Consider the following 20,548-nt stretch of genomic DNA (forward strand, 5'->3'; position numbering starts at 1 on the left):
ACGGCCAGATTGTCGCCGATCTCGGTCACGTCGGCGGCGCAAAGGGCCGGTCATGCGTGATCGAGGGCACACGGGCCCGGGCGCGCGCCACCTCCTGACGGTCGATCTGGACATAGGTGATGCCCGGCGCGGTGCCGCCATCGGCCAGCACCTCGCCCCAGGGCGCCACGGCCAGCGAATGGCCATGGGTGCGGCGCGGGCGTCCCTCGGTCGCGGGGTGCAACCCGCATTGCGCGGGCGCCAGAACGTAACAGCCCGTCTCGATCGCGCGCGCCCGGAGCAGGGTTTCCCAATGGGCAACGCCGGTGACCGGCGAGAAGGCGGCCGGAATGGTCAGGATCTCGGCCCCGCCCTTGGCAAGCGCGCGGTAAAGATGGGGGAATCGCAGGTCGTAGCAGATCGACATCCCGACAGTGCCGAACGGTGTCCGGGCCAGAACGGCGCGGTCGCCGGGCCGGAAGGCATCCGATTCGCGATAGCTCTCGGTCTCGGTGATCTGCACGTCGAACATGTGGATCTTGTCGTAATGCGCGGCGATGGACCCATCCGGCGCGATCAGGAAGGACCGGTTGGCAAAGCGGCCATCCGCGTCATGGGTCCGCAGCCCAAGCGAGCCGATCAACAGCCAGATACGGGCATTGACCGCCTCCTGGCGCAGGGCCGACAGCATCGCGTCGTCTTCCTCGTGGGACAGAACGCGCTGCTGCTGCGCCCGGCTGGACGACAGGCAGTTCGTGACCTCGGGCGTCAGCACGAAACCCGCGCCGCCCGCGGCCGCCTCGCGCACCATTTCGCAGGCCGGGGCGATATTGTCCTCGGGCACGTCGCCCGATGTCATCTGGATCAGGGCCACCCGCATTGCCGTCACCCCGCCAGCAGAGGATCGAGCTTGCCCGCCCGGTCCAGCGCATAAAGATCGTCGCAGCCGCCCACATGGATCTCGCCGATGAAGATCTGCGGCACCGTATGCCTGCCCTGTGCGCGGGCCATCATCTGCTGGCGCAGCGCGGGTTCGGCGCCGACGTCGATTTCCGAATAGCTGACGCCCTTTTGCTGCAACAGCCGCTTGGCGGCGTGGCAATAGCCGCATAGCGGCGCTGTGTAGATTTCAACCGGTTGCATGGTCCGTTTTCCTTGTCTCGGCCGCACTATAGGCGATCACGGCGCTTTCGCAACGCGGGCCAGAACCAGCACGCGCACGTCTTCGGCCCCGGCGGCCAGACAGGCTTCGGCCGCCACCGACAGCGTCGCGCCAGAGGTCATCACATCGTCGACCAGCAGCACCGTGCGGCCGCGCAGCCGTTCGCGATAGCGCGGGTGGACGGCAATCGCGCCCGACAGGTTGGCAAAGCGTTCCTCCGCGCCCATGCCCTCCTGCACGCGGGTCTTGCGCGGCCGGATCAGAAGGTCGGGCCAATGCACAAAGCCCGCCCCCTCGGCCACGCCTGCCGACAACAGCGCGGCCTGGTTGTAGCGCCGCCGCAAAAGCCGCCAGCGATGCAGCGGCACCGGCGCGACCACCATCCCGGGTGTCAGGATCGGCCGGCCAGCACGCAGCATCCATTCGGCGGCGGGACGCGCCAGTTCGGTCCGGTCGGCATGCTTGAAGGACAGAACCATCTTGCGCGCCTTGTCGCGATACAGCAGCGCCGCGCGCCCGTGCGACCAGGGCCGCGGCCGGGCAAGACAATCGTCGCAATATTCGGGCGTACCGCTATCCTCGCCCGGCAGCGGCGTGCCGCAGCAATCGCAGACCAGCCCGGCGATGAAATCCATCTGGCCCCAGCAGGCGGCGCACAGGGCGAAGTCGCGGTCCACCATCTCGCCGCAAGAGACGCAGCGGGGTGGATAGATCAGTCGCAATGCGCTTTGAAACATCCGGCCCCGCCCCTACATTCGCCCTTCGATTGGCGGAGACCCGATGCAGAGCCCACCCGACCTGACCGACCGCGCGGCGCTGATCCGCCACCGCGCCCGCGCCCGCCGCGCGCCCGCGCTGTTCCTGCACGGGCTGGCGGCTGACGAGATTCAGGAAAGGCTCACCGAGGTTAACAGAAGCTTTACGGCCCCGGCCATCGTCACGGGTTTTCCCGAGATGTGGCGCCAATGCTTTCCCCGGGCGCGTGTTGTTGAAGATTGCGAAACGCTGGAGCTGGAGCCCGGCACACACGATCTTGTGATCCATGCGCTGTGCCTGCATTGGGCGAACGATCCCGTGGGGCAATTGGTGCAGTGCCGCCGTGCGCTGCGCCCCGACGGGCTGTTCCTGGCGGTGCTGTTCGGCGGGCGCAGCCTGCATGAATTGCGATCCGCGCTGGCCGAGGCCGAGGTGGCGCTGACCGGGGGCCTGTCGCCCCGGGTGCTGCCGATGGGCGAGATCCGCGATCTGGGGGCGCTGTTGCAGCGCGCCGGATATGCCCTGCCGGTGGCCGATTCCGCCCGCCATACCGTCAGTTACGAAACCCCCGTCCACCTGATGCGCGACTTGCGCGCGATGGGCGAGACCAACGCCCTGGCCGCGCGCCACCGCTGCATCCCCTCCCGCGCGCTGTTTGCCGAGGCCGCCCGGCGCTATGCCCAGGCCCATGCCGGGCCGGATGGCCGCATCCCCGCGACCGCCGAGATGATCTACCTTGCAGGGTGGGCACCGGCCGACACGCAACCCAGGCCCTTGCCCCCCGGGTCTGCCAGTACCCGGCTGGCCGATGCGCTGGGGACGATCGAGCGCGGGGTCTTCGGTCCGGGGGACCGGGGATCAGATTGACCCCCGCCGAAATACGTTTATGTGCTTGAGGTATTCCAAGTTGAAGTCCGACAAAGACCCCGGAAAACATGTGATGTTCGACTCCAAGCAAGACCGGAGCAAGGTCGGCCTGTCCGTTGCGACAGCCGAACGCCCGGCCCACGCCCCCGCCGACCACCCGCGGATCCCGCCCGAAAAGGTGGGCATCCTGCTGGCGAATCTGGGCACGCCGGACAATTACGACTACTGGTCGATGCGGCGCTATCTGAACGAGTTCCTGTCGGACAAGCGCGTGATCGACTATTCCGCCTGGGTCTGGCAGCCGATCCTGCAACTTGTGGTGCTGACCAAGCGCCCCTTCGCCTCGGGCGAGGCGTACAAATCGATCTGGAATCACGAGGCGGGGGAAAGCCCGCTGATGACCATCACCCGGTCGCAGACGATCAAGGTCCGCGAGGCGCTGGAAGCCAGCTTCGGCAACGAGGTCGTGGTCGATTTCTGCATGCGCTATGGCAGCCCCTCGACCAAGTCCAAGGTGCGCGAGATGGTCGACAAGGGCTGCCGCAAGATCCTGTTCTTCCCGCTTTACCCGCAATATTCGGGCACCACCTCGGCCACCGCGAACGACCATTTCTTCCGCGCCCTGATGGAGGAGAAATGGCAGCCGCAGGTCCGCACCGTTCCCGCCTATTTCGACAATCCGGTTTATGTCGACGCGCTGGCCTCCTCGGTCGAGCGGGCCTATGCGGCGCTGGAGCACAAGCCCGATGTGCTGGTCTGTTCCTATCACGGGGTACCGACGCGCTACCTGACCGAGGGCGACCCCTATCATTGCCAGTGCCTGAAAACGACGCGCCTGCTGAAGGAACGGCTGGGCTGGGCCGATGACCGGATCACGACCACCTTCCAGTCGCGATTCGGCCCCGAGGAATGGCTGCAACCCTATACCGTCGAGGAAGTCGCCCGGCTGGCCGAGCACGGCAAGAAGCGGATCGCGGTGATCGCGCCCGCCTTCTCGGCCGATTGCATCGAGACGCTGGAAGAGATCAACGAGGAAATCCGCGAAAGCTTCGAAGAGGCGGGCGGCGAGGAATTCACCTATATCCCCTGCCTGAACGACGACGAGGCGCATATCCGCGCTCTGTGCGAGGTGATCCGCACCCATCTGCGCGGCTGGGTGGACTGAAACCGCGCCTGCCGGATTTCCGGACGGCAAAGAAAAAGGCGGTGGGAAACCACCGCCTTCTTTCGTTTCACTGTCCGGGGATCAGTCCGCGATCACGGCCGCGAGCAGGATCAGGGCCAGGATCGGAACGATGATGCCACCGGCCGAGGACGAGGTGTCCTGAACGATGACTTCGGGTTCCATCACGGGCGGCGCCATGTTGCCGGCGAAACCGGCAGTGGCGGCGACCGAAACAGCGGCGGCAAGGGCAATCTTCTTCATGGGTCTCTCCTACAACAGCTCGAGACGGATCGCTCCGCCCCTCGCATGCATCCAAGGCATGTAGACCTTGTCTAGTCCACGACTCGCGATTTTTTCAATCGGAGAGAGGATCTTGCCCCTTAACTCCGCGAATTGTCGTCAAATAAGCAACACCTGCGTCCCGACCTTGGCCAGATCGAACAGTTCGGCGATATGCTCGTTGTAAAGGCCGACGCAGCCATTCGACGACCGCCGGCCGATCTTGCGCGTGTCGTGGGTGCCGTGGATCCGGTAATAGGTCCAGCTCAGGTGAAGCGCGTGGGTGCCCAGCGGGTTGTCGGGCCCCGGCGGAACATAGTCCGGCCATTCGGGATTGCGCTGCTTCATCGCCGGGGTGGGGCGCCAGTCGGGGCCTTCGACCTTGCGGATGATCGAGGTTCGCCCGCGGCGGGTCAGGTCGTCGGACATCGGCACCGAGGTCGGATAGACCTTGTAGACCGACCGATCCTCGGACCAGAAATGCAGTGCGCGCGACGAGATATCGACCAGAACGGCGCCGTTGCGCAGGTCCGAGAAATAGGGCTGCCAGTCCAGCGCGCGGAACATCGACGTGTTGCGACGGGCCTGCGCGACCGGCTGTTCCATCTCGGTGGTTTCGGCGAGGACAGCGGGCGCGGCCAGCCCGCCCAGCAGCACGGCCGATCCGCCCACGAATCGCCGGCGCGTCACGCTACATGGGGTAAAGGGGGACTTGCTGCTCACCTTTCGCTCCGTTCCTGGATTGGTTCAACATATCGCCTTTATATAAGCGCGCAGGGCGGGTCCAGCAATTCAAAGACCCGTCAGCGCTTTGGGGATTTGAACCTGCCGCGCAGAGCGGCTAGACATCGGCGAAATCGAACAGGACGCCCCGATGAAAGCTCTGGTCCCGGTACTTGCGATCGCCCTTGCCGTCTCGGCATGCACCCCTACCACCCCCGTCCAGCTTGGGCCCGACGGCCGGCCCCTGCCGCAGGTCTACCGCATCTCGCAGGCGGACCGGGCGCGCATCCAGTACCGGATGCTGGACGCGGTGAACGCCCTGCGCCAGGCCCGCGGCGTGCAGTTGCTTGAACTTGACGCGCGCCTGACCGCCGCCGCCGCCACCCATTCGCGCGACATGTCGGTGCAGAACAGGCCCTGGAATTTCGGCTCGGACGGATCCTCGACCCTCGACCGGGTGGCGCGCGCGGGCTACCAGGGGGGTGTCGGTGTCGAGCTGATCGCCGAGACCTACGAGACCGAACTCGAGATTCTGGCCGCGTGGCTGGAGGATCCCGAAAAGCGCGAGGCGTTGCTGGTGCCGAACCTCACCGATCTCGGCTTTGCCTATTACCAGGAACCGAACGGCAAGATCTGGTGGACGCTGATCACCGGCTCGCGGTCCACACGGATGGCCTCGGCGCTCTGACCGGCCTCAGGGCAGGATGTCGATCACGGTGCCGTCGCGCACCATGGCATAGATTTGCTCGATCTCGCGGTCTGAAACCGCGATGCAGCCCGCCGTCCAGTCGCGACGCTTGCCCTTGTGCTTGCCCGCGCGGCCATGGATGAAGATATCCCCGCCCGGGCTGAGGCCCAGCGCGCGCGCCACCTCGACATCGCGTTCGTTCGGGTAGGAAATGCCGATCGACAGGTGGAAATTGCTGTTCGGATTGCGCCGGTCGATCAGGTAGCGCCCTTCGGGCGTGCGCCCGTCGCCCTCGTGCAGCTTGTGCCCGCTCGGCTGGAACCCCAGCCCGACATCGAACCCCTTGAGCACCTTGTCATGGTGCAGCAGATACATCCGCCGCTTGTCCTTGAACACCACGACCCGGGTGACCTCGGGGCCGTTATAGGTTCTGAATTTCGATCCGCAGGCGGACAGCGCAAGACACGCCCCCGCCGCCAAGAAAGCACGTCGTCCGATCATTCCCGCCTTGTCCGCTCGTTCCGGGTTCTTGCCTAGGGGCGATCATACGCGATCTTTCGGGCGGATTCATCCCGCAAACGCGCATCGCTGCCGGTATCCGGCACCGGCAGCCGGGCCTCGATCGCCGCCAGCCGCGACAGCACCTCGTCGCGATAGGCATCAGTCTTCTGCGTGTCCTCCTCGTGATGGGCGTCCTGCATCGAGTTCACGATGAGACCGACCAGAAGGTTCACCACCGCAAAGGTCGTGACCATGATGAACGGCACGAAGAACGCCCAGGCATAGGGGAAAACCTCCATCACCGGGCGGACGATGCCCATGGACCAGCTTTCCAGCGTCATCACCTGGAACAGCGAATAGGCTGACAGGCCCAGCGTGCCGAACCAGTCGGGAAAGGCGTCGCCGAAAAGCTTGGTCGCCATCACCGCGCCGATATAGAAGATCATCCCCATCAGCAGAAAGACCGAGCCCATGCCCGGCAGCGCGTTGATGAACCCCTCGACCACCCGGCGCAGGCTGGGCGCGACCGAGATCACGCGCAACAGACGCAGGATGCGCAGCGCCCGCAGCACGCTGAGCGTCTGCGCACCGGGCACCAGCGAGATGCCGACGATCACGAAATCGAAGATGTTCCAGCCCGCGCGGAAAAAGGACAGGCGATAGGCGATCAGCTTGGCCGCGATTTCCGCGACGAAGATCGCAAGGCACAGCTGGTCCAGCAGAAGGATCAGTGGGCCTGCCTCGGCCATGATGCTGTCGGACGTCTCCATCCCCAGCAGCACGGCATTGAACAGGATCACGCCCATGATGGCGTTGCGTGTGACGGGGCGCTCCAGCGCCTGGGCCAGTCTGTCCCTCATTGCTCCACTCGAATCGGGATTCCGCTTTGTCAGGCGATATGGGACCGCGTGAATGTGGCGACAAGCTCAACATGGGCCGACCAGCGGAACTGGTCGACAACCTGCACCCGCTCCAGCCGGAATCCGGCGGAACAGAGCCTTTTCGCATCCCGCGCAAAGGTGACGGGGTTGCACGAGACATAGGCGAGTCGGGCCAAGGGCGAGGCCGCGATCTGGTCCACCTGCGCCTCGGCGCCCGCGCGCGGGGGGTCGATCACGGCGGCATCGAACCGGGCCAGTTCGTCCGGGCGCAGCGGACGGCGAAACAGGTCGCGCGCCTCATGCGTCACCCGTTTCAGCCCCGGCGCCCCGCGCCAGCCCCGATCCAGCGCGGCCAGCATCGCGCCGTCGCCCTCGACCGCATGCACCTCGGCCGCCTCGGCCAGCGGCAGGGCAAAGGTGCCGCAGCCCGCGAACAGGTCGGCCACCCGCTGCGCCCCGTCCAGCGCACGACGCACCGCATCGGTCAGCGCCGCCTGCCCGTCTTCGGTCGCCTGAAGAAACGCCCCGGGCGGCGGGACGACATGGGCACGGCCCAGCCGCTGGCGCGGTGGGCGACGGGTGGCGATCACCTCGCCATTCCAGGTCAGCCGGGCCAGATCGTGGCGTTCGGCAAGTGCGGCAAGCCCGGCGGCAGCCGCCTGTTTGACGCCCGCGACGGCCAGATCCACCCCATCCTCCGATCGGGTCAGGGTCAGCGCCACCTCGCCGCTGCGCGAGGCGCCCAGCGCCACCAGCGCCTCGCATCCGGGCAGGGCGGCCATCAGGTCGGGATGCAGCAACCGGCAATCGGGGATCGCGACGATCTGATCGCTGGCCCGCCCGTGAAAGCCGATCAGAACGCCCTTCTTCGTGCGCCGGCCCGCCAGCGTCGCGCGCCTGCGGCTGGCCGGGGGCGAGCTGTGGATCGGGTCCAGCACCGCTTTCAGCCCTTGGCCCCCCAGCGCGGTTTCGACCACGTCCGTCTTCCAGCACGCCACGAAATCGTCGCTGGCATGTTGCAGCGCGCAGCCCCCGCAATTGGCGAAATGCGGACAGGGCGGGCGCACGCGGTCGGCAACGGGCGTCAGGATGCGCGGCCGGGCGATGCGGCCTTCGGCAATCTCGCCCTCGACTACCTCACCGGGCAACGCCAGCGCGACGGTCACACCTTCGGCCGTGACCCCTTCGCCACGCAGGGACAGCCGGTCGATCACCAGGCTCATTCCGCCGCCTCGGTACCGATGAAGCCGCCCGACTGGCGTGCCCAGAACCGGGCATAAAGGCCGTTCTGGGCCAGCAATTCGCGGTGACTGCCCTGTTCGACGATGCGGCCCTGATCCAGCACCACGATCCTGTCCATATGCGCGATGGTCGACAGCCTGTGCGCGATGGCGATCACGGTCTTGCCCTCCATCACGTTGTAAAGCGTGTCCTGGATCGCCGCCTCGACCTCGGAATCTAGGGCCGAAGTCGCCTCGTCCAGCACGAGGATCGGCGCGTCCTTTAGGATCGCGCGGGCAAGCGCCACGCGCTGGCGCTGTCCGCCCGACAGTTTCACGCCCCGCTCGCCCACCTGCGCATCATAGCCCGCGCGCCCCTCGGGATCGGCCAGGTCCAGGATGAAGCCATGCGCCTCGGCCCGGCTTGCCGCCTCGATCATCTCGGCTTCGCTGGCCTCGGGGCGGCCGTAAAGGATGTTGTCGCGCACCGAACGGTGCATCAGGCTGGCGTCCTGGCTGACCATGCCGATCTGGCGGCGCAGGGATTCCTGCGTGACCTGTGCGATGTCCTGCCCGTCGATCAGGATGCGCCCGCCCTCGGCATCGTAGAACCGCAGCAAGAGCTTGACCAGGGTCGACTTGCCCGCCCCCGAGCGCCCCACCAGCCCGACCTTTTCGCCCGGCCGGATCGTCAGATCGACGCGGTCCAGCCCACCCGATCCGCGCCCATAGTGGTGAGTCAGGGACTGAATCGCGATTTCCCCGGCGCGCAGGTCCAGCGGCTTCGCGTCCTTCGCATCGGTCAGGGTGATCGGCTGGGCAATGGTCTCCATCCCCTCGGCCACCACGCCGAGCGAACGGAAGAAACTGGACACCGCCCACATGATCCAGCCGGTCATCGCGTTCAGCCGCAAGGTCAGTGCCGTCGCCGCCGCAACCACGCCCACGCTGGCCGTGCCCTGCATCCACAGCAGGATCGCCCAGCCCACTACGCCCACGATGAGAAACCCGTTCAGCGCGGTCAGCGCGATGTCCATCTTGGTAAAGATGCGCATTTCGGCGGCAAAGGTCTCGCGCGAGCGGTCGATCGCCTCTTTCGCATAGGCCAGTTCACGGTCGTGATGGGCGAACAGCTTGACCGCATGGATGTTGGTATAGGCATCGACCACCCGCCCCGTCACCGCGCTGCGCGCATCCGACGCCGCCTTGGACGCCGGGCCGACCCGCTTCATCGTCCAGCGCACCAGCGCGGCATAGAACACAAGCCAGATCACCAGCGGCACCGCCAGCCGCGGATCGGCCTGTCCCAGCAGGATCAGCGCACCCACCGTATAGGCCGCGGCAAAGGCGATGGCGTCGAAGATCTGGAAAACCGCCTCGCCCGCCGCGGGGGGTGTCTGCATGATGCGGTTTGCGATCCGGCCCGCGAAATCATTCTCGAACCAGCCGACCGACTGGCGCAGCACCTGCGCATGCGCCCGCCAGCGGATCAGCGCGCCGAAATTCGGCATGATCGCATTGTTCAGGATCGCCACGTCCAGCCCCTGCATCACGGGACGCAGGATCAGGATGAACAGGGCCAGCACGATCAGGGTCAGACCGTAATCGTCCCAGACCTGTTCGGGCGTGCCCGAGGACAGGATATCGACGACCTGCCCCATCGCATGGATCAGCCAGACCTCGACCGCGGCCACGATGATGGCCAGAACGATGGCCGCGACAAAGACCTTGCGAAAGGGCCGGGCATAATCCCACAGGAACGGGGCCAGCCGTTGCGGCGGGGTGTCGGTCTGGCGGTAGGCCGTATAGGGATCGACCAGGTTTTCGAAGAAGCGGAACAATTCGGGGCCTTCGCGCGGGTTGGACCTGAACTATAGACCGGCGCGATGCCAAGGGCCACCATGGCGCGAAAATCGGCCTTATGCGTCTCTGTTCCGGCCCGAAACGTCGTTTTCCGGGTGCAAAAGCTCTGCCCGGCTCAGCGAAAAGCCCGACGCGATCCAGCGCGCCTCCAGCGCATCGAGCTGCGCGCCCAGCGCAGGCCCGGTCAGCGCGGGCATCAGATCGCGCGCCGTGACCGGAAAGCAGGCGGCGGCACCCTCGGCGATCCGGTCCGCCAGATCGGCCGGAAGGGGCATCCCGGTCGCGGCGGCGCGCAGCAGGACCGCATCGCGCGCCTCTGCCGCGCCCAGCCGATAGGCCAGCGCGCCGGGCGTGTCGGGGCTGGCCATGGCGGTGCGTAACCGGGCCAGCCTGCGCGCGTCGGCCTTGCTCAGGCGCAACCGCTCGGCATGATCTGCGCCGCCCAGCACGGCAAGCCGCCGGATCGGGTCGGGCGCCAGCCCCTGCGCCGCCTCGTGATGCACCAGCACCGGCAGCAGGCTTGCCGCGGCACCCGGCAGCACCTGCGCCAGCACACCCGCCTGCGCCATGGCCGCCACGCTTTGACAGGGATCGGCGGCCGAAAGCAGCTTGGCGATCTCGGCCCCCACCCGTTCGCGCGAGAGGCGGGCAAGCCCGTCGACATGCGCGGCACAGGCCGCAAGCCCGTCGGCATCCAGCCCGCCATCGGCATCGCCATACCAGGCATGAAAGCGGAAGAAGCGCAGAATGCGCAGGTAATCCTCGCGGATGCGGGCATCGGCATCGTCGATGAACCGCACCCGCCGCGCGATCAGGTCGGGCAGGCCGCCCAGCGGGTCGATCACCTCGCCCGCGGGCGTGGCGTAAAGCGCGTTCATCGTGAAATCGCGGCGATGCGCATCCTCGTCGGCGGTATCGGCAAAGGCCACCACGGCATGCCGCCCGAAGGTTTCCACGTCGCGGCGGAAGGTCGTGACCTCATGCGGCAGATGCCCCGCGACCACGGTGATCGTGCCGTGATCCAGCCCGGTCGGCACGGGCCTTAGCCCCGCCGCCTCGGCCAGGGCGATCACCCGCTCGGGGCGCGCATCGGTGGCGATGTCGATATCGGAAACCGGCACGCCCAGCAGCGCGTTGCGCACGCAGCCCCCGACGAACAGCGCCTGATGGCCCGCCGCGGTCAGCATGTGGCAGACCGCCTGGGTATGGTCGGCAAAGAACCATTCACCGCGCACCCGGATCATCGCGCCACCCGGTCGGCCAGCGCCCGCAGTATGCGCGCGGTCGCGCCCCAGATGTAATAGGGGCCGTAGGGGACGGTGTAATAATACCGCCGCTGGCCGTGCCAGAACCGCGACTGGATGACGAACCGCGCGGGATCCATCACCTGGGCAAATGGCGCGTTGAACACCTCGTCCACCTCTCCGGCCTCGGGGCGCGGGTCGAAACAGTCTCTGACATGGCCCAGAACGGGGGTCACGGTGAACCCCGTGACGGTTTCATGCGGCGGCAGCGTGCCCAGCACCTCGACCAGATCGGGGGGCAGGCCGATTTCCTCATGCGATTCCCGAAGCGCGGCGGCGATGGGGCCATCGTCGCAGGCATCGAGCTTGCCGCCGGGAAAGGCGATCTGGCCGGGGTGATGCGCCAGCCGCGAAGATCGCTTGGTCAGGATCACCCGCAACCCCGCCGGGCCGGACAGGATCGGCACCAGCACGGCGGCGGGGCGCAGCACGCGGCCCTCGGGCATTATGAAATCGGGGTTCAGGTCGTGATCCGAGGTTTCGCCGCCCGGCCGGGACAGCGCCCCCCGCAGCGTGCCAAGCGGATCACGCCCCGGCATCGCGCCCCTGTTCCGCCTCGAATCCCAGGGTCGCCGGGTCAAGCTCGTAATGGGCGCCGCAGAACTGGCAATCGGCGGTGACGATCCCCTCGTCGGTGGTCATGTGGCCGATATCCTTGGCCGAATAGATCGACAGGCTTTGCCGCACCTTGTCTTCGGAACAGGTACAGCCGAACTGCACCGGCTGGGCGTCAAAGACGCGGGGGCTTTCCTCGTGAAAGAGCCGCACCAGCATTTCGGTCGGCTGCACCGCGGGGCCGATCAGTTCCATGTCCTCGACCGTGTCGAGCAGCAGGTTGGCACGGGTCCAGGCCTCGGCCTCGTCGCCGCCAAGGATGTCGCCTGCCTGCAACAGCCCGTCCGTCCCGCTGCCGCCCTCGGCCGGTGCAGTGATCGAGGCCGCGGGCATCAGTTGCAGCATCACGCCACCCGCGCGCCAGCGTTCGGGCTGGCCGGGCAGCCGCGCCCGGCCGAAGCCCAGCGCGAACCGGGTGGGCAATTGCTCGGACTGGGCGAAATAGGTCTCGGCACAGGCCGAAAGCGAGCCGCCGGCAATCGGCGTGATCCCCTGATAGGGCTGCATGTCGCGGCCCTGGTCGATCAGCATGGCGAAATAGCCCTGCCCGATCAGGCTGAAGGGCACGACGCCCGGGGTCAGCCGCGCGGCGTCGAAACTGGCATAGGCGCGGATCCGGGCCGGTGCGCCGGGCTCGGTGGGGGCGTAGTAATCGGTTGCGATCAGCCGGGCCGGGCCATCGCCGCGCACCTGCAAGGACAGCTTCCAGCGCAGCTTGATGGTCTGGCCGATCAGGGCGGTCAGCAAGACGGCCTCGGTCACCAGCGCGTCGATCTCGGGCGGATAGCGATGCTGGGCCAGAACCTGATCCAGCACACCGTCCAGCCGCGCGACCCGCCCGCGAATATCGCTGCGGTCAAGCTGGAAGGGCAGGACGGTATCGTCCCAGGCAATCTGCGATCCGATGGACATGGGCGTTTCCCTGGTTCTGGGCCTTGGCCCGGGGGCGTTATATAGAGCCTGCGGCCCAAGCACAAAGGGGGAGAGCATGATCCGGCGATTCGGCGAGGCGGTACAGGCAAGCCAACGCTACCGGCGGCGCCCGGGGGCCTATGCCCTGCTTGTGCGCGACGGGGCGTTGCTGGTCACCCATCAGCAGGAACCGATCCCCGAATACCAGTTGCCCGGCGGCGGCATCGACCCGGGCGAATCGCCGATCCCGGCGCTGCATCGCGAAGTGTTCGAGGAAACCGGCTGGCGCATCGACATAACGCGGCGGCTGGGGGCGTTCCGGCGGTTCACCTACATGCCGGAATACGATCTCTGGGCGGAAAAGCTCTGCACAATCTATCTGGCCCGACCGGTTCGCGCCCATGGCCAGCCCAGCGAACCGGGGCACAGCGCGATCTGGATGGAACCCGAACTGGCGCTGAAACGGCTGGGCAATGCGGGCGACCGGCATTTCGTGGCGCGGTTTCTGGGGGCTGCGCGGTAGCCCCGGCCGCAGCCTAGCCGAACTCGAACAGCACGGCCGAGATATCGTCGGGCAGGTCTGGGCGCCCGGCAAAGCCGATCAGCCCGTCCATCACCGCCTCGAGGAAGGCTTCGCCCCGCACGGCGGCATTGCGTTCCATGAGGGCGCAGAGCCCCGCGTCGTCAAGCTGCGCGCCCGAGGGGGACGGACATTCCGTGATCCCGTCCGAAGCCAGAAGGATGCGGTCGCCGGGGGCAAGACGCACCTCGCCCGCCTCGAAGCTGGCGCCGGGGATCAGGCCCACGGGCAAGCCGCCCGCACCGACCAGCTCGACCCGGCCATCGGCGCGCTGGATCACCGGATAGGGATGCCCCGCCTGCACGAATCGCACCAGACCGCTGTCCAGCGAGACCACGGCCAGCAGGATGGTGAAGTAATGCTCGGTTTCCAGTTCCTCGTGGAACAGCCGGTTCAGGTGTTCCACCACCTCCTCGGGCGGGCGAACGCGAATGGTGCCGTCGGCATCCTCGTCCAGCGCCAGGTTCTGTTCGGCCGAAGTCGATGACAGCAAACCGGCAAGGCGCGCGGTGATCATCGCCGAACTGATCCCGTGGCCCGAGACATCGACCGAATAAAGGCCGACCTGCCCCTCGCCCGCGGGGAAGAACCCGACCAGATCGCCGCCCACATGACCGCAGGGGCGCAGAAGCAGCGAAACCGCCGAATCGCCAAAGCGGCGCGAGCGTTCGCGCACCAGCGATTGCTGCAACTTGCGCGCCTCGACCAGGTCGCGGTCGATGGCGTCATAAAGACCGCGCAGCTCGGCCAGTGTCGAACTGAGCAGCCGGTTCCGTTCGCGCAACTGGTGTTCCATGCGCAGGATGCGTTCGCCCGAGGCGATTCGGGCGCGCAACTCGTTGGCATTGACCGGCTTGGTCAGGAACTCGTCGGCGCCGACATCGAGCCCGTGCACCATCTCGCCGGTTTCGGATTTCGAGGTCAGCAGGATGAAATAGCCGTAGCTGTCGCGCGGCAGGGCACGAAAGGCGCGGCAGAATTCCGGCCCGTTCATGCCCGGCATCATCCAGTCGCTGATGATCAGATCCACAGGCCGGTCACCGCATATCCCCAGCGCCTCTTCGGCCGATCCGCATTCCTCGACCGCATAGCCCCAGCGTTCCAGCGAGGCGCGCAGGATACGGCGCTGCAAGCGGCTGTCATCGACCAGCAGGACAAGCCGCACCCGCGAGGGCGGATCCGGCAGGGTATCTGGCTGTTCGATCGCGATGGTCACGGGCATCCTTGCGGTTTTCTGGCACCCGGATAGCCCCCTGCGCCTTAACGGGCCGTGAAAGATCGTTTTCGACCTTTTTTTCGCCTTGAGGCTCATCCACCGTTAAGCCCGTTCCCCTAGCTTTTCCCGAGCAGGCGGGGGTCTGTCAGAGGTGGCGTGTGCGATGATCGACTGGAACAGGGTGGAGGAACTGCGCGGCGAAGTCGGCGAAGATGCCTTCGACGAGGTGCTGGATCTGTTTCTCGAAGAAGTGGACGAGGTCATGGACCGGCTGCGCGAGGCGCCGGATCGCGCCTGTCTGCCTGCGGACCTGCATTTCGTGCGGGGCTCGGCGCTGAATCTGGGTCTCAAGGAATTCTGCGCGATCTGCCGCGGGCTGGAACACCGGCTGGCGCAGGGCGAGCCGGTCGATCTGTCCGCACTGCTCGACAGCTATGCCGAATCGCGCGTGTTGCTGATGCAGTCCGCCACGGTCCGCTCGCGCGTCGCCTAGATCAGGAATTCCGACAGCACCACATCGTCGGTGATGTCGCGATGCACCAGGCCCCGCTCGCCCATCCGGGCGAACAGCACGGGGAAGTTCTCGGCGCGCGATGTCTCGATCCCGATCAGGACCGTGCCGAAGTTCCGCGCCGATTTCTTGAGATATTCGAACCGCGCGATGTCGTCATCCGGCCCCAGCAGGTCGAGAAAATCGCGCAGCGCACCGGGCCGCTGCGGCAGGCGCAGGATGAAATACTTCTTCACGCCCGAATAGCGCTGGGCGCGTTCCTTGACCTCGGGCAACCGCTCGAAATCGAAATTCCCACCCGACGTGACGCAGACCACCCGCTTGCCCGCAATCTGATCGGCCAGCACCGGCAGCACATCGACCGCCAGCGCGCCCGCGGGTTCCAGAACGATGCCCTCGACATTCAGCATCTCGAGCATGGTGGTGCAGATCCGGTCCTCGGGCGCGGCCAGAACGTCAGCCGCGTCGATCCCCCCAAGCACCCCGAAGGTCGTGGTCCCGATCCGCGCAACCGCGGCGCCATCGACGAAGGTATCGACCCGGGGCAGCGTCACGGGCGCCCCCGCCGCCATGGCCGCGGCCAGCGACATGCCGCCTGCCGGTTCCACGAATTTCACGCGCGTTTCAGGCGCCACCTCGCGCAGGACAGAGACGACACCGGCGGCCAGCCCGCCACCGCCCACCGGCAGGATCACCAGATCGGGCGCGCGTTCCAGCGCATCCAGGATTTCCACCGCGACGGATGCCTGCCCCTCGATCACGTCTTCGTCGTCGAAGGGCGCCAGGAAATGCCCGCCCGCCTCGGCGCACCAGGCCTGGGCGGCGGCCAGCGTGTCGTCGAAATAATCGCCGGTCAGCCGGATCTCGATATTCTCGCCGCCGAAGGTGCGGGTCTTGTCGATCTTTTGCCGCGGCGTCGTGACCGGCATGAACACGACCCCCTGCACCCCGAAATGACGGCAGGCAAAGGCGACGCCCTGGGCATGGTTGCCCGCGCTGGCACAGACGAAGACGCGCTGATCGGGCCGCGCGGCCAGAACCTTGCGCATCGCGTTGAATGCGCCCCGCAGCTTGTAGGATCGCACCGGCGTCAGATCCTCGCGTTTCAGCAGGATCTCGGCACCATAGCGTTCCGACAGGTGGACATTGCCCTGCAAGGGCGTCGGCGGGAACAGCTCGCGAAGCGCCGATTCGGCAGCGCGGGCCCGTGTGAAGAAATCGCTCATGCCCTTCTCTGGCGCGACAGGGCCGCCGGATGCAAGCCCCGGGCCGCCCTTGCCCCTTTGGCTGAAACGCAATAAACGCCGCCGGGACTTCCCTCAACGGAGTTCTCCGCATGTCCGCGCCCAAGAAAGTCGTCCTGGCCTATTCCGGCGGCCTCGACACCTCGATCATCCTGAAATGGCTCCAGACCGAATATGGCTGCGAGGTGGTGACCTTTACCGCCGATCTGGGCCAGGGCGAGGAACTGGAACCGGCGCGCGCCAAGGCCGAGATGATGGGCGCCTCCGCCATCTATATCGAGGATCTGCGCGAGGAATTCGTCCGCGACTTCGTCTTCCCGATGTTCCGGGCGAACGCGCTTTACGAAGGGCTCTACCTGCTGGGCACGTCCATCGCGCGGCCGCTGATCTCCAAGCGGCTGATCGAGATCGCAGCCGAGACCGGGGCAGACGCGGTGGCCCATGGCGCGACCGGCAAGGGCAACGACCAGGTGCGGTTCGAACTTTCGGCCTATGCGCTGAACCCCGAGATCAAGGTGATCGCGCCCTGGCGGGAATGGGATCTGACCAGCCGGACGAAACTGATCGACTTCGCCGAAAAGAACCAGATCCCGATCGCCAAGGACAAGCGCGGCGAGGCGCCGTTCTCGGTCGATGCGAACCTGTTGCACACCTCGTCCGAGGGCAAGGTGCTGGAGGATCCGGCCGTCGAGGCGCCCGACTATGTCTATCAGCGCACCGTCGACCCCGAAAAGGCACCCGATACGCCGGAATATGTCGAGGTAAGCTTCGAGCGCGGCGATGCGGTGGCGATCAACGGCGAGGCGCTGTCGCCCGCCGCCCTGCTGACCCGGCTGAACGAGATCGGCGGGCGGCATGGCGTGGGCCGTCTCGATCTGGTCGAGGGGCGCTTTGTCGGCATGAAATCGCGCGGCATCTATGAAACGCCGGGCGGCACGATCCTGCTGGAGGCGCATCGCGGCATCGAGCAGATCACGCTGGATCGCGGCGCGGCGCATCTGAAGGACGAGCTGATGCCGCGTTATTCCGAGCTGATCTATAACGGCTTCTGGTTCAGCCCCGAACGCGAGATGCTACAGGCGCTGATCGACAAGTCGCAGGAACACGTCACCGGCACCGTGCGGCTGAAGCTTTACAAGGGTTCGGTGCGGACCGTGGGCCGCTGGTCGGACCACTCGCTCTATTCCGAAAGCCACGTCACGTTCGAGGAAGACGCGGGCGCCTATGACCAGAAGGACGCGCAGGGCTTCATCAAGCTGAACGCGCTGCGGCTGCGGCTGATCGCGATGCGCAAGCGGCGGCTGGGCAGCTAGAAACCTCGCCCGACGGGCCTTTGGCGGCCTGTCGGGCGTGTCGGTCGTGCCTAACCCTTGCGGCGGGGCGGCGTGGTGCCGCCCTTGTGAGGGGCGCCGGAGGGGCGGCCGCGCTGCGGCTTGCCACCCGGGCGGTCCATGCGCCTGGACGGATCGCTCGCGCCCGGACGGCCCTTGCTGACGGGCTTTTCCGCTCTTTCCACCTTGTCAGGGCCCCCGGCGGGACGCGGTTTGTCCTTGGGCCGGGCCCATGCCGCCTTGTCCTTGCCGTGACGCGGCTTGCGCGGGAATTTCTGCTCCGGATCCTTCGGCCTTGGTGCTGCTGCGGGCTGGAACGCTGCCGGTTTCGGCGCGGGTTCCACAGGCTTGGGCGCGGGTTTCGGCGGGCGCTGGGGGCGCGCGGCGGGCGCATTGTCCCGCTCCGGGCGCGGCCGGGCGGGCCGGGGCCCATCGCCAGACGGCTTGCGGGGCGGTCTGGGGCTATCCGCCGGTTTCGCCGCCAGACGCGGACGCTCGGGCCGTTCGGGCCGCGGCGGGCGGGGCGGGCGCAGATCCTCGGGCTCTGCATCCAGCTTGCGCGCTGTGATGTCATCTTCCAGCACGCCATCGGGGCCAAGACGGGCCAGCAGACCCGGCATCGCGGGCTCGGCGATTTCCACAAAGGTCTTTCCGGCCTGCACCCGTATCCGACCGATCTGCGACTTGTCGAGGTTCCCCGCGCGGCACAGAAGCGGCAAGAGCCAGCGCGCCTCGGCCCGGCGGTCCTGTCCGATCGACAGCTCGACCCAGGCCGAGGGGCCAAAGGGCGCCCGTTCCGCCCGGGGCGTGCGGGCCTGGGGCGCGTTCACCTCCTCGGGGGCGGACAGGCGCGAGCGGTAAAGCCGCAGGCAGGCCGCCGCGATCCGTTCGGGCGAATGCTCGGCGATCAGCCGCGCAACGAACCCGGCCTCGGCCTCGGTCGGATCGGCCTGCCAGACCGGATCGGCCAGCAGGCGGGTTTCGTCAAGCGCAAGGATCTCCTCCGGCGTCGGGGCAAAGGTCCACTCGGCCTCGATCTTGGCCCATTTCAACAGGCGCGACGCCTTGGCCATGATCCTGTCGGGCACGATCAGCGCCGAGATCCCCTTGCGCCCGGCCCGCCCCGTCCGGCCCGAACGGTGCAGGAGCGTTTCGGTATTGGTGGGCAGATCGGCATGGATCACGAGATCGAGACTGGGCAGGTCGATGCCGCGCGCCGCAACATCGGTCGCCACGCAGACCCGCGCCCGGCCGTCGCGCATCGCCTGAAGCGCATGGCTGCGTTCGTCCTGGCTAAGCTCGCCCGACAGGCTGACCACCGGCAGGCTGCGGTTCGCCAGACGCGCGGCCAGACGCGCGACCGCGGCGCGGGTATTGGCAAAGACGATGGCGCGGGGCGCATCGTGAAAGCGCAACAGGTTGATGATGGCGTGATCAGCATCGGCGGCGGCGACCTGCACCACCTGATAGGCGATATCCGCATGCTGCGTGCCGCGCCCCAGCGTGGTCACGCGCACCGCATCGCGCTGATACTGCTTGGCCAGATCCGCGATGGCGGGCGGCACAGTGGCCGAGAACAGCAGCGTTCGCCGTTCGGACGGAGCCTCGCCCAGCATGAATTCCAGATCCTCGCGAAAGCCCAGATCCAGCATCTCGTCGGCCTCGTCCAGCACGATGGCGCGGATGGCGGTCAGGTCCAGGCTGCCGCGGGTGATGTGATCGCGCAGCCGCCCCGGCGTGCCCACGACGATATGCGCACCGCGCTCCAGCGCCCGGCGTTCATCGCGCGCATCCATGCCGCCGATGCAGGACACCACCTGCGCGCCCGCCCGTGCATAAAGCCAGGCCAGTTCCCGCTGCACCTGCAAGGCCAGTTCCCGCGTCGGCGCCACGACCAGCGCAAGCGGCGCACCGGGCAGACCCAGCGCCGCCTCGGACCCCATCAGGGTCGGCGCGATGGCAAGGCCGAACCCCACGGTCTTGCCCGATCCGGTCTGGGCCGAAACCAGCAGATCGGCCTGAACCAGTTCTGGCGCCGTCACGGCCTGCTGGACCTCGGTCAGCGTGTCGAACCCGCGTTCGGCGAGGGCTTCGGAAAGGGTCGGGATCATGCGGGAAACTTCCATCGGCGGGCACGCCGGCATGGCGCACCAAAGCGGGCGGTCTAGGGGATAGCAGGGCGCATGTCCATCCGGCTTTTCTGCGCTTTTGCGAATGGGCGGGTTCACGGGACGGGCGGCATCGGGGCGAACGCACACCTGCCGCAATCAGCCAAAGCCTATCAGATTTCCGAGATATCGAAACCGCCCTGTTGCCGGGCATGGGCCGCGAATGCCCGGATCAGGGGCAAGGGGTCGATATCGGGGTCAGGCCGAAGCCAGGACTTGTCGGCCAGAATGCCGTCGGTCGGAAAATTCGCACACGGGATCTGTCCCATGTCCCAGTCGGGAAAGAACCGCTCGTCGATCGACCCTTCGGCAAGGATCAGGAATTCCTTGTGGCGCCGATCCTTCTGGATACGCACGAGCGTTCGCCGCAACGGGCCGGGCGGTCCTTCCAGATATTGCAGGAAGCAGTCCCGCTCGACATGCAGAAAGCCGGTCAGCCCCTCTTTGGGATTGTTGCGCAAGCTTTCGGCCAGGATTTCCAGGGCGGTCGTTTCGACCAGCGCCTTGCGGGCCGTGCTGCGATAGATCACGAAGGACAATTCCACGGCGCTGCTCACCTTTGTCCGCAAGGGGTTCTGCAGCG

At 67.0% G+C, this 20,548-nt stretch carries 22 protein-coding genes; 6 read left to right on the forward strand and 16 right to left on the reverse strand.

All coding sequences use genetic code 11. The annotated features are described in order from the left end of the window. Window positions 1–25 precede the first annotated feature (25 nt). From GH815_RS02475 to GH815_RS02485, 3 genes are read right to left on the reverse strand one after another with little or no spacing between them, the layout of a single operon-like run. The gene (locus GH815_RS02475) at window positions 26–859 is read right to left on the reverse strand and encodes a carbon-nitrogen hydrolase family protein (RefSeq protein WP_153747152.1); all 834 of its coding nucleotides are present in this window, start codon (window positions 857–859) and stop codon (window positions 26–28) included. A 5-nt stretch (window positions 860–864) separates the two neighbouring features. Then, window positions 865–1,122: a glutaredoxin 3 gene (grxC, locus tag GH815_RS02480; RefSeq protein WP_153747153.1), complete on the reverse strand. Its 258-nt coding sequence runs from the start codon at window positions 1,120–1,122 to the stop codon at window positions 865–867. A 36-nt stretch (window positions 1,123–1,158) separates the two neighbouring features. Next, window positions 1,159–1,878, reverse strand: coding sequence for a ComF family protein (locus GH815_RS02485; protein ID WP_153747154.1), 720 nt, complete (start codon window positions 1,876–1,878; stop codon window positions 1,159–1,161). Between the two features lie 43 nt (window positions 1,879–1,921). On the opposite strand from GH815_RS02485, the gene GH815_RS02490 reads away from it, so the two are divergent. Beyond that, the gene (locus GH815_RS02490; protein ID WP_153747155.1) at window positions 1,922–2,764 is read left to right on the forward strand and encodes a methyltransferase domain-containing protein; all 843 of its coding nucleotides are present in this window, start codon (window positions 1,922–1,924) and stop codon (window positions 2,762–2,764) included. Window positions 2,765–2,837: 73 nt separating this feature from the next. Beyond that, the gene (gene hemH, locus GH815_RS02495) at window positions 2,838–3,929 is read left to right on the forward strand and encodes a ferrochelatase (protein ID WP_153747156.1); all 1,092 of its coding nucleotides are present in this window, start codon (window positions 2,838–2,840) and stop codon (window positions 3,927–3,929) included. Window positions 3,930–4,010: 81 nt separating this feature from the next. Here hemH and GH815_RS02500 read toward each other — a convergent pair whose 3' ends face one another. Next, window positions 4,011–4,190 carry a hypothetical protein gene (locus GH815_RS02500; RefSeq protein WP_153747157.1) on the reverse strand — a complete coding sequence of 60 codons (180 nt, stop codon included), beginning with the start codon at window positions 4,188–4,190 and terminating at the stop codon, window positions 4,011–4,013. 138 nt (window positions 4,191–4,328) lie between these two features. Then, window positions 4,329–4,898: a L,D-transpeptidase gene (locus GH815_RS02505; protein ID WP_407072160.1), complete on the reverse strand. Its 570-nt coding sequence runs from the start codon at window positions 4,896–4,898 to the stop codon at window positions 4,329–4,331. 184 nt (window positions 4,899–5,082) lie between these two features. Between GH815_RS02505 and GH815_RS02510 the strand changes: the two genes are divergently transcribed. Continuing rightward, window positions 5,083–5,619 carry a CAP domain-containing protein gene (locus tag GH815_RS02510; RefSeq protein ID WP_153747158.1) on the forward strand — a complete coding sequence of 179 codons (537 nt, stop codon included), beginning with the start codon at window positions 5,083–5,085 and terminating at the stop codon, window positions 5,617–5,619. A 6-nt stretch (window positions 5,620–5,625) separates the two neighbouring features. Here the strand turns inward: GH815_RS02510 and GH815_RS02515 are convergent, their stop codons facing one another. From GH815_RS02515 to hslO, 7 genes are all read right to left on the reverse strand, one after another. Then, window positions 5,626–6,120, reverse strand: a complete 495-nt coding sequence (locus tag GH815_RS02515; RefSeq protein WP_153747159.1) for a L,D-transpeptidase family protein — start codon at window positions 6,118–6,120, stop codon at window positions 5,626–5,628. A gap of 32 nt (window positions 6,121–6,152) precedes the next feature. Further along, a complete protein-coding gene (locus GH815_RS02520; RefSeq protein WP_153747160.1) occupies window positions 6,153–6,980 on the reverse strand; it encodes an ion transporter in 828 nt (275 codons plus the stop codon). Between the two features lie 29 nt (window positions 6,981–7,009). Next, window positions 7,010–8,224 (reverse strand): class I SAM-dependent RNA methyltransferase, encoded by a 1,215-nt coding sequence (locus GH815_RS02525; protein WP_153747161.1) that lies wholly within the window; start codon window positions 8,222–8,224, stop codon window positions 7,010–7,012. Beyond that, window positions 8,221–10,062: an ABC transporter ATP-binding protein gene (locus GH815_RS02530; RefSeq protein ID WP_153747162.1), complete on the reverse strand. Its 1,842-nt coding sequence runs from the start codon at window positions 10,060–10,062 to the stop codon at window positions 8,221–8,223. The genes GH815_RS02525 and GH815_RS02530 overlap by 4 nt, the downstream gene beginning before the upstream one ends. Window positions 10,063–10,140: 78 nt before the next feature. Continuing rightward, complete coding sequence (locus GH815_RS02535; RefSeq protein ID WP_343030626.1) at window positions 10,141–11,325, reverse strand: CCA tRNA nucleotidyltransferase; 1,185 nt, start codon at window positions 11,323–11,325, stop codon at window positions 10,141–10,143. Continuing rightward, window positions 11,325–11,927 carry a CoA pyrophosphatase gene (locus tag GH815_RS02540; protein ID WP_153747164.1) on the reverse strand — a complete coding sequence of 201 codons (603 nt, stop codon included), beginning with the start codon at window positions 11,925–11,927 and terminating at the stop codon, window positions 11,325–11,327. The genes GH815_RS02535 and GH815_RS02540 overlap by 1 nt, the downstream gene beginning before the upstream one ends. Then, window positions 11,914–12,915, reverse strand: coding sequence for an Hsp33 family molecular chaperone HslO (gene hslO, locus GH815_RS02545; RefSeq protein ID WP_153747165.1), 1,002 nt, complete (start codon window positions 12,913–12,915; stop codon window positions 11,914–11,916). Before hslO ends, GH815_RS02540 begins: the two co-directional genes overlap by 14 nt. A gap of 76 nt (window positions 12,916–12,991) precedes the next feature. On the opposite strand from hslO, the gene GH815_RS02550 reads away from it, so the two are divergent. Then, a complete protein-coding gene (locus GH815_RS02550) occupies window positions 12,992–13,438 on the forward strand; it encodes an NUDIX hydrolase (protein WP_153747166.1) in 447 nt (148 codons plus the stop codon). Window positions 13,439–13,451: 13 nt separating this feature from the next. Here the strand turns inward: GH815_RS02550 and GH815_RS02555 are convergent, their stop codons facing one another. Continuing rightward, the gene (locus tag GH815_RS02555) at window positions 13,452–14,711 is read right to left on the reverse strand and encodes a PP2C family protein-serine/threonine phosphatase (RefSeq protein WP_407072153.1); all 1,260 of its coding nucleotides are present in this window, start codon (window positions 14,709–14,711) and stop codon (window positions 13,452–13,454) included. A gap of 163 nt (window positions 14,712–14,874) precedes the next feature. Between GH815_RS02555 and GH815_RS02560 the strand changes: the two genes are divergently transcribed. After that, window positions 14,875–15,204, forward strand: coding sequence for an Hpt domain-containing protein (locus tag GH815_RS02560; RefSeq protein WP_153747168.1), 330 nt, complete (start codon window positions 14,875–14,877; stop codon window positions 15,202–15,204). On the opposite strand, the gene ilvA is transcribed toward GH815_RS02560, so the two are convergent. Continuing rightward, window positions 15,201–16,448 carry a threonine ammonia-lyase IlvA gene (ilvA, locus tag GH815_RS02565; protein WP_153747169.1) on the reverse strand — a complete coding sequence of 416 codons (1,248 nt, stop codon included), beginning with the start codon at window positions 16,446–16,448 and terminating at the stop codon, window positions 15,201–15,203. The genes GH815_RS02560 and ilvA overlap by 4 nt on opposite strands. A 110-nt stretch (window positions 16,449–16,558) precedes the next feature. On the opposite strand from ilvA, the gene GH815_RS02570 reads away from it, so the two are divergent. Further along, window positions 16,559–17,779, forward strand: a complete 1,221-nt coding sequence (locus tag GH815_RS02570) for an argininosuccinate synthase (RefSeq protein ID WP_153747170.1) — start codon at window positions 16,559–16,561, stop codon at window positions 17,777–17,779. Between the two features lie 50 nt (window positions 17,780–17,829). On the opposite strand, the gene GH815_RS02575 is transcribed toward GH815_RS02570, so the two are convergent. Together GH815_RS02575 and GH815_RS02580 are read right to left on the reverse strand one after the other, a co-directional pair. Beyond that, complete coding sequence (locus GH815_RS02575) at window positions 17,830–19,908, reverse strand: DEAD/DEAH box helicase (RefSeq protein WP_153747171.1); 2,079 nt, start codon at window positions 19,906–19,908, stop codon at window positions 17,830–17,832. A 170-nt stretch (window positions 19,909–20,078) separates the two neighbouring features. Next, window positions 20,079–20,522, reverse strand: a complete 444-nt coding sequence (locus GH815_RS02580) for a BLUF domain-containing protein (protein ID WP_170290278.1) — start codon at window positions 20,520–20,522, stop codon at window positions 20,079–20,081. Window positions 20,523–20,548 lie beyond the last annotated feature (26 nt).

Origin of the sequence: Rhodovulum strictum, from assembly GCF_009649175.1 — a bacterium.
GTDB classification, from domain to species: Bacteria; Pseudomonadota; Alphaproteobacteria; order Rhodobacterales; family Rhodobacteraceae; genus Rhodovulum; species Rhodovulum strictum.

Coding starts and splice junctions, on each gene's coding strand:
- GH815_RS02475 (WP_153747152.1), bottom strand. CDS start 859: ATGCGGGTGGCCCTGATCCAGATGACATCGGGCGACGTGCCCGAGGAC.
- grxC (WP_153747153.1), bottom strand. CDS start 1,122: ATGCAACCGGTTGAAATCTACACAGCGCCGCTATGCGGCTATTGCCAC.
- GH815_RS02485 (WP_153747154.1), bottom strand. CDS start 1,878: ATGTTTCAAAGCGCATTGCGACTGATCTATCCACCCCGCTGCGTCTCT.
- GH815_RS02490 (WP_153747155.1), top strand. CDS start 1,922: ATGCAGAGCCCACCCGACCTGACCGACCGCGCGGCGCTGATCCGCCAC.
- hemH (WP_153747156.1), top strand. CDS start 2,838: ATGTTCGACTCCAAGCAAGACCGGAGCAAGGTCGGCCTGTCCGTTGCG.
- GH815_RS02500 (WP_153747157.1), bottom strand. CDS start 4,190: ATGAAGAAGATTGCCCTTGCCGCCGCTGTTTCGGTCGCCGCCACTGCC.
- GH815_RS02510 (WP_153747158.1), top strand. CDS start 5,083: ATGAAAGCTCTGGTCCCGGTACTTGCGATCGCCCTTGCCGTCTCGGCA.
- GH815_RS02515 (WP_153747159.1), bottom strand. CDS start 6,120: ATGATCGGACGACGTGCTTTCTTGGCGGCGGGGGCGTGTCTTGCGCTG.
- GH815_RS02520 (WP_153747160.1), bottom strand. CDS start 6,980: ATGAGGGACAGACTGGCCCAGGCGCTGGAGCGCCCCGTCACACGCAAC.
- GH815_RS02525 (WP_153747161.1), bottom strand. CDS start 8,224: ATGAGCCTGGTGATCGACCGGCTGTCCCTGCGTGGCGAAGGGGTCACG.
- GH815_RS02540 (WP_153747164.1), bottom strand. CDS start 11,927: ATGCCGGGGCGTGATCCGCTTGGCACGCTGCGGGGGGCGCTGTCCCGG.
- hslO (WP_153747165.1), bottom strand. CDS start 12,915: ATGTCCATCGGATCGCAGATTGCCTGGGACGATACCGTCCTGCCCTTC.
- GH815_RS02550 (WP_153747166.1), top strand. CDS start 12,992: ATGATCCGGCGATTCGGCGAGGCGGTACAGGCAAGCCAACGCTACCGG.
- GH815_RS02560 (WP_153747168.1), top strand. CDS start 14,875: ATGATCGACTGGAACAGGGTGGAGGAACTGCGCGGCGAAGTCGGCGAA.
- ilvA (WP_153747169.1), bottom strand. CDS start 16,448: ATGAGCGATTTCTTCACACGGGCCCGCGCTGCCGAATCGGCGCTTCGC.
- GH815_RS02570 (WP_153747170.1), top strand. CDS start 16,559: ATGTCCGCGCCCAAGAAAGTCGTCCTGGCCTATTCCGGCGGCCTCGAC.
- GH815_RS02575 (WP_153747171.1), bottom strand. CDS start 19,908: ATGATCCCGACCCTTTCCGAAGCCCTCGCCGAACGCGGGTTCGACACG.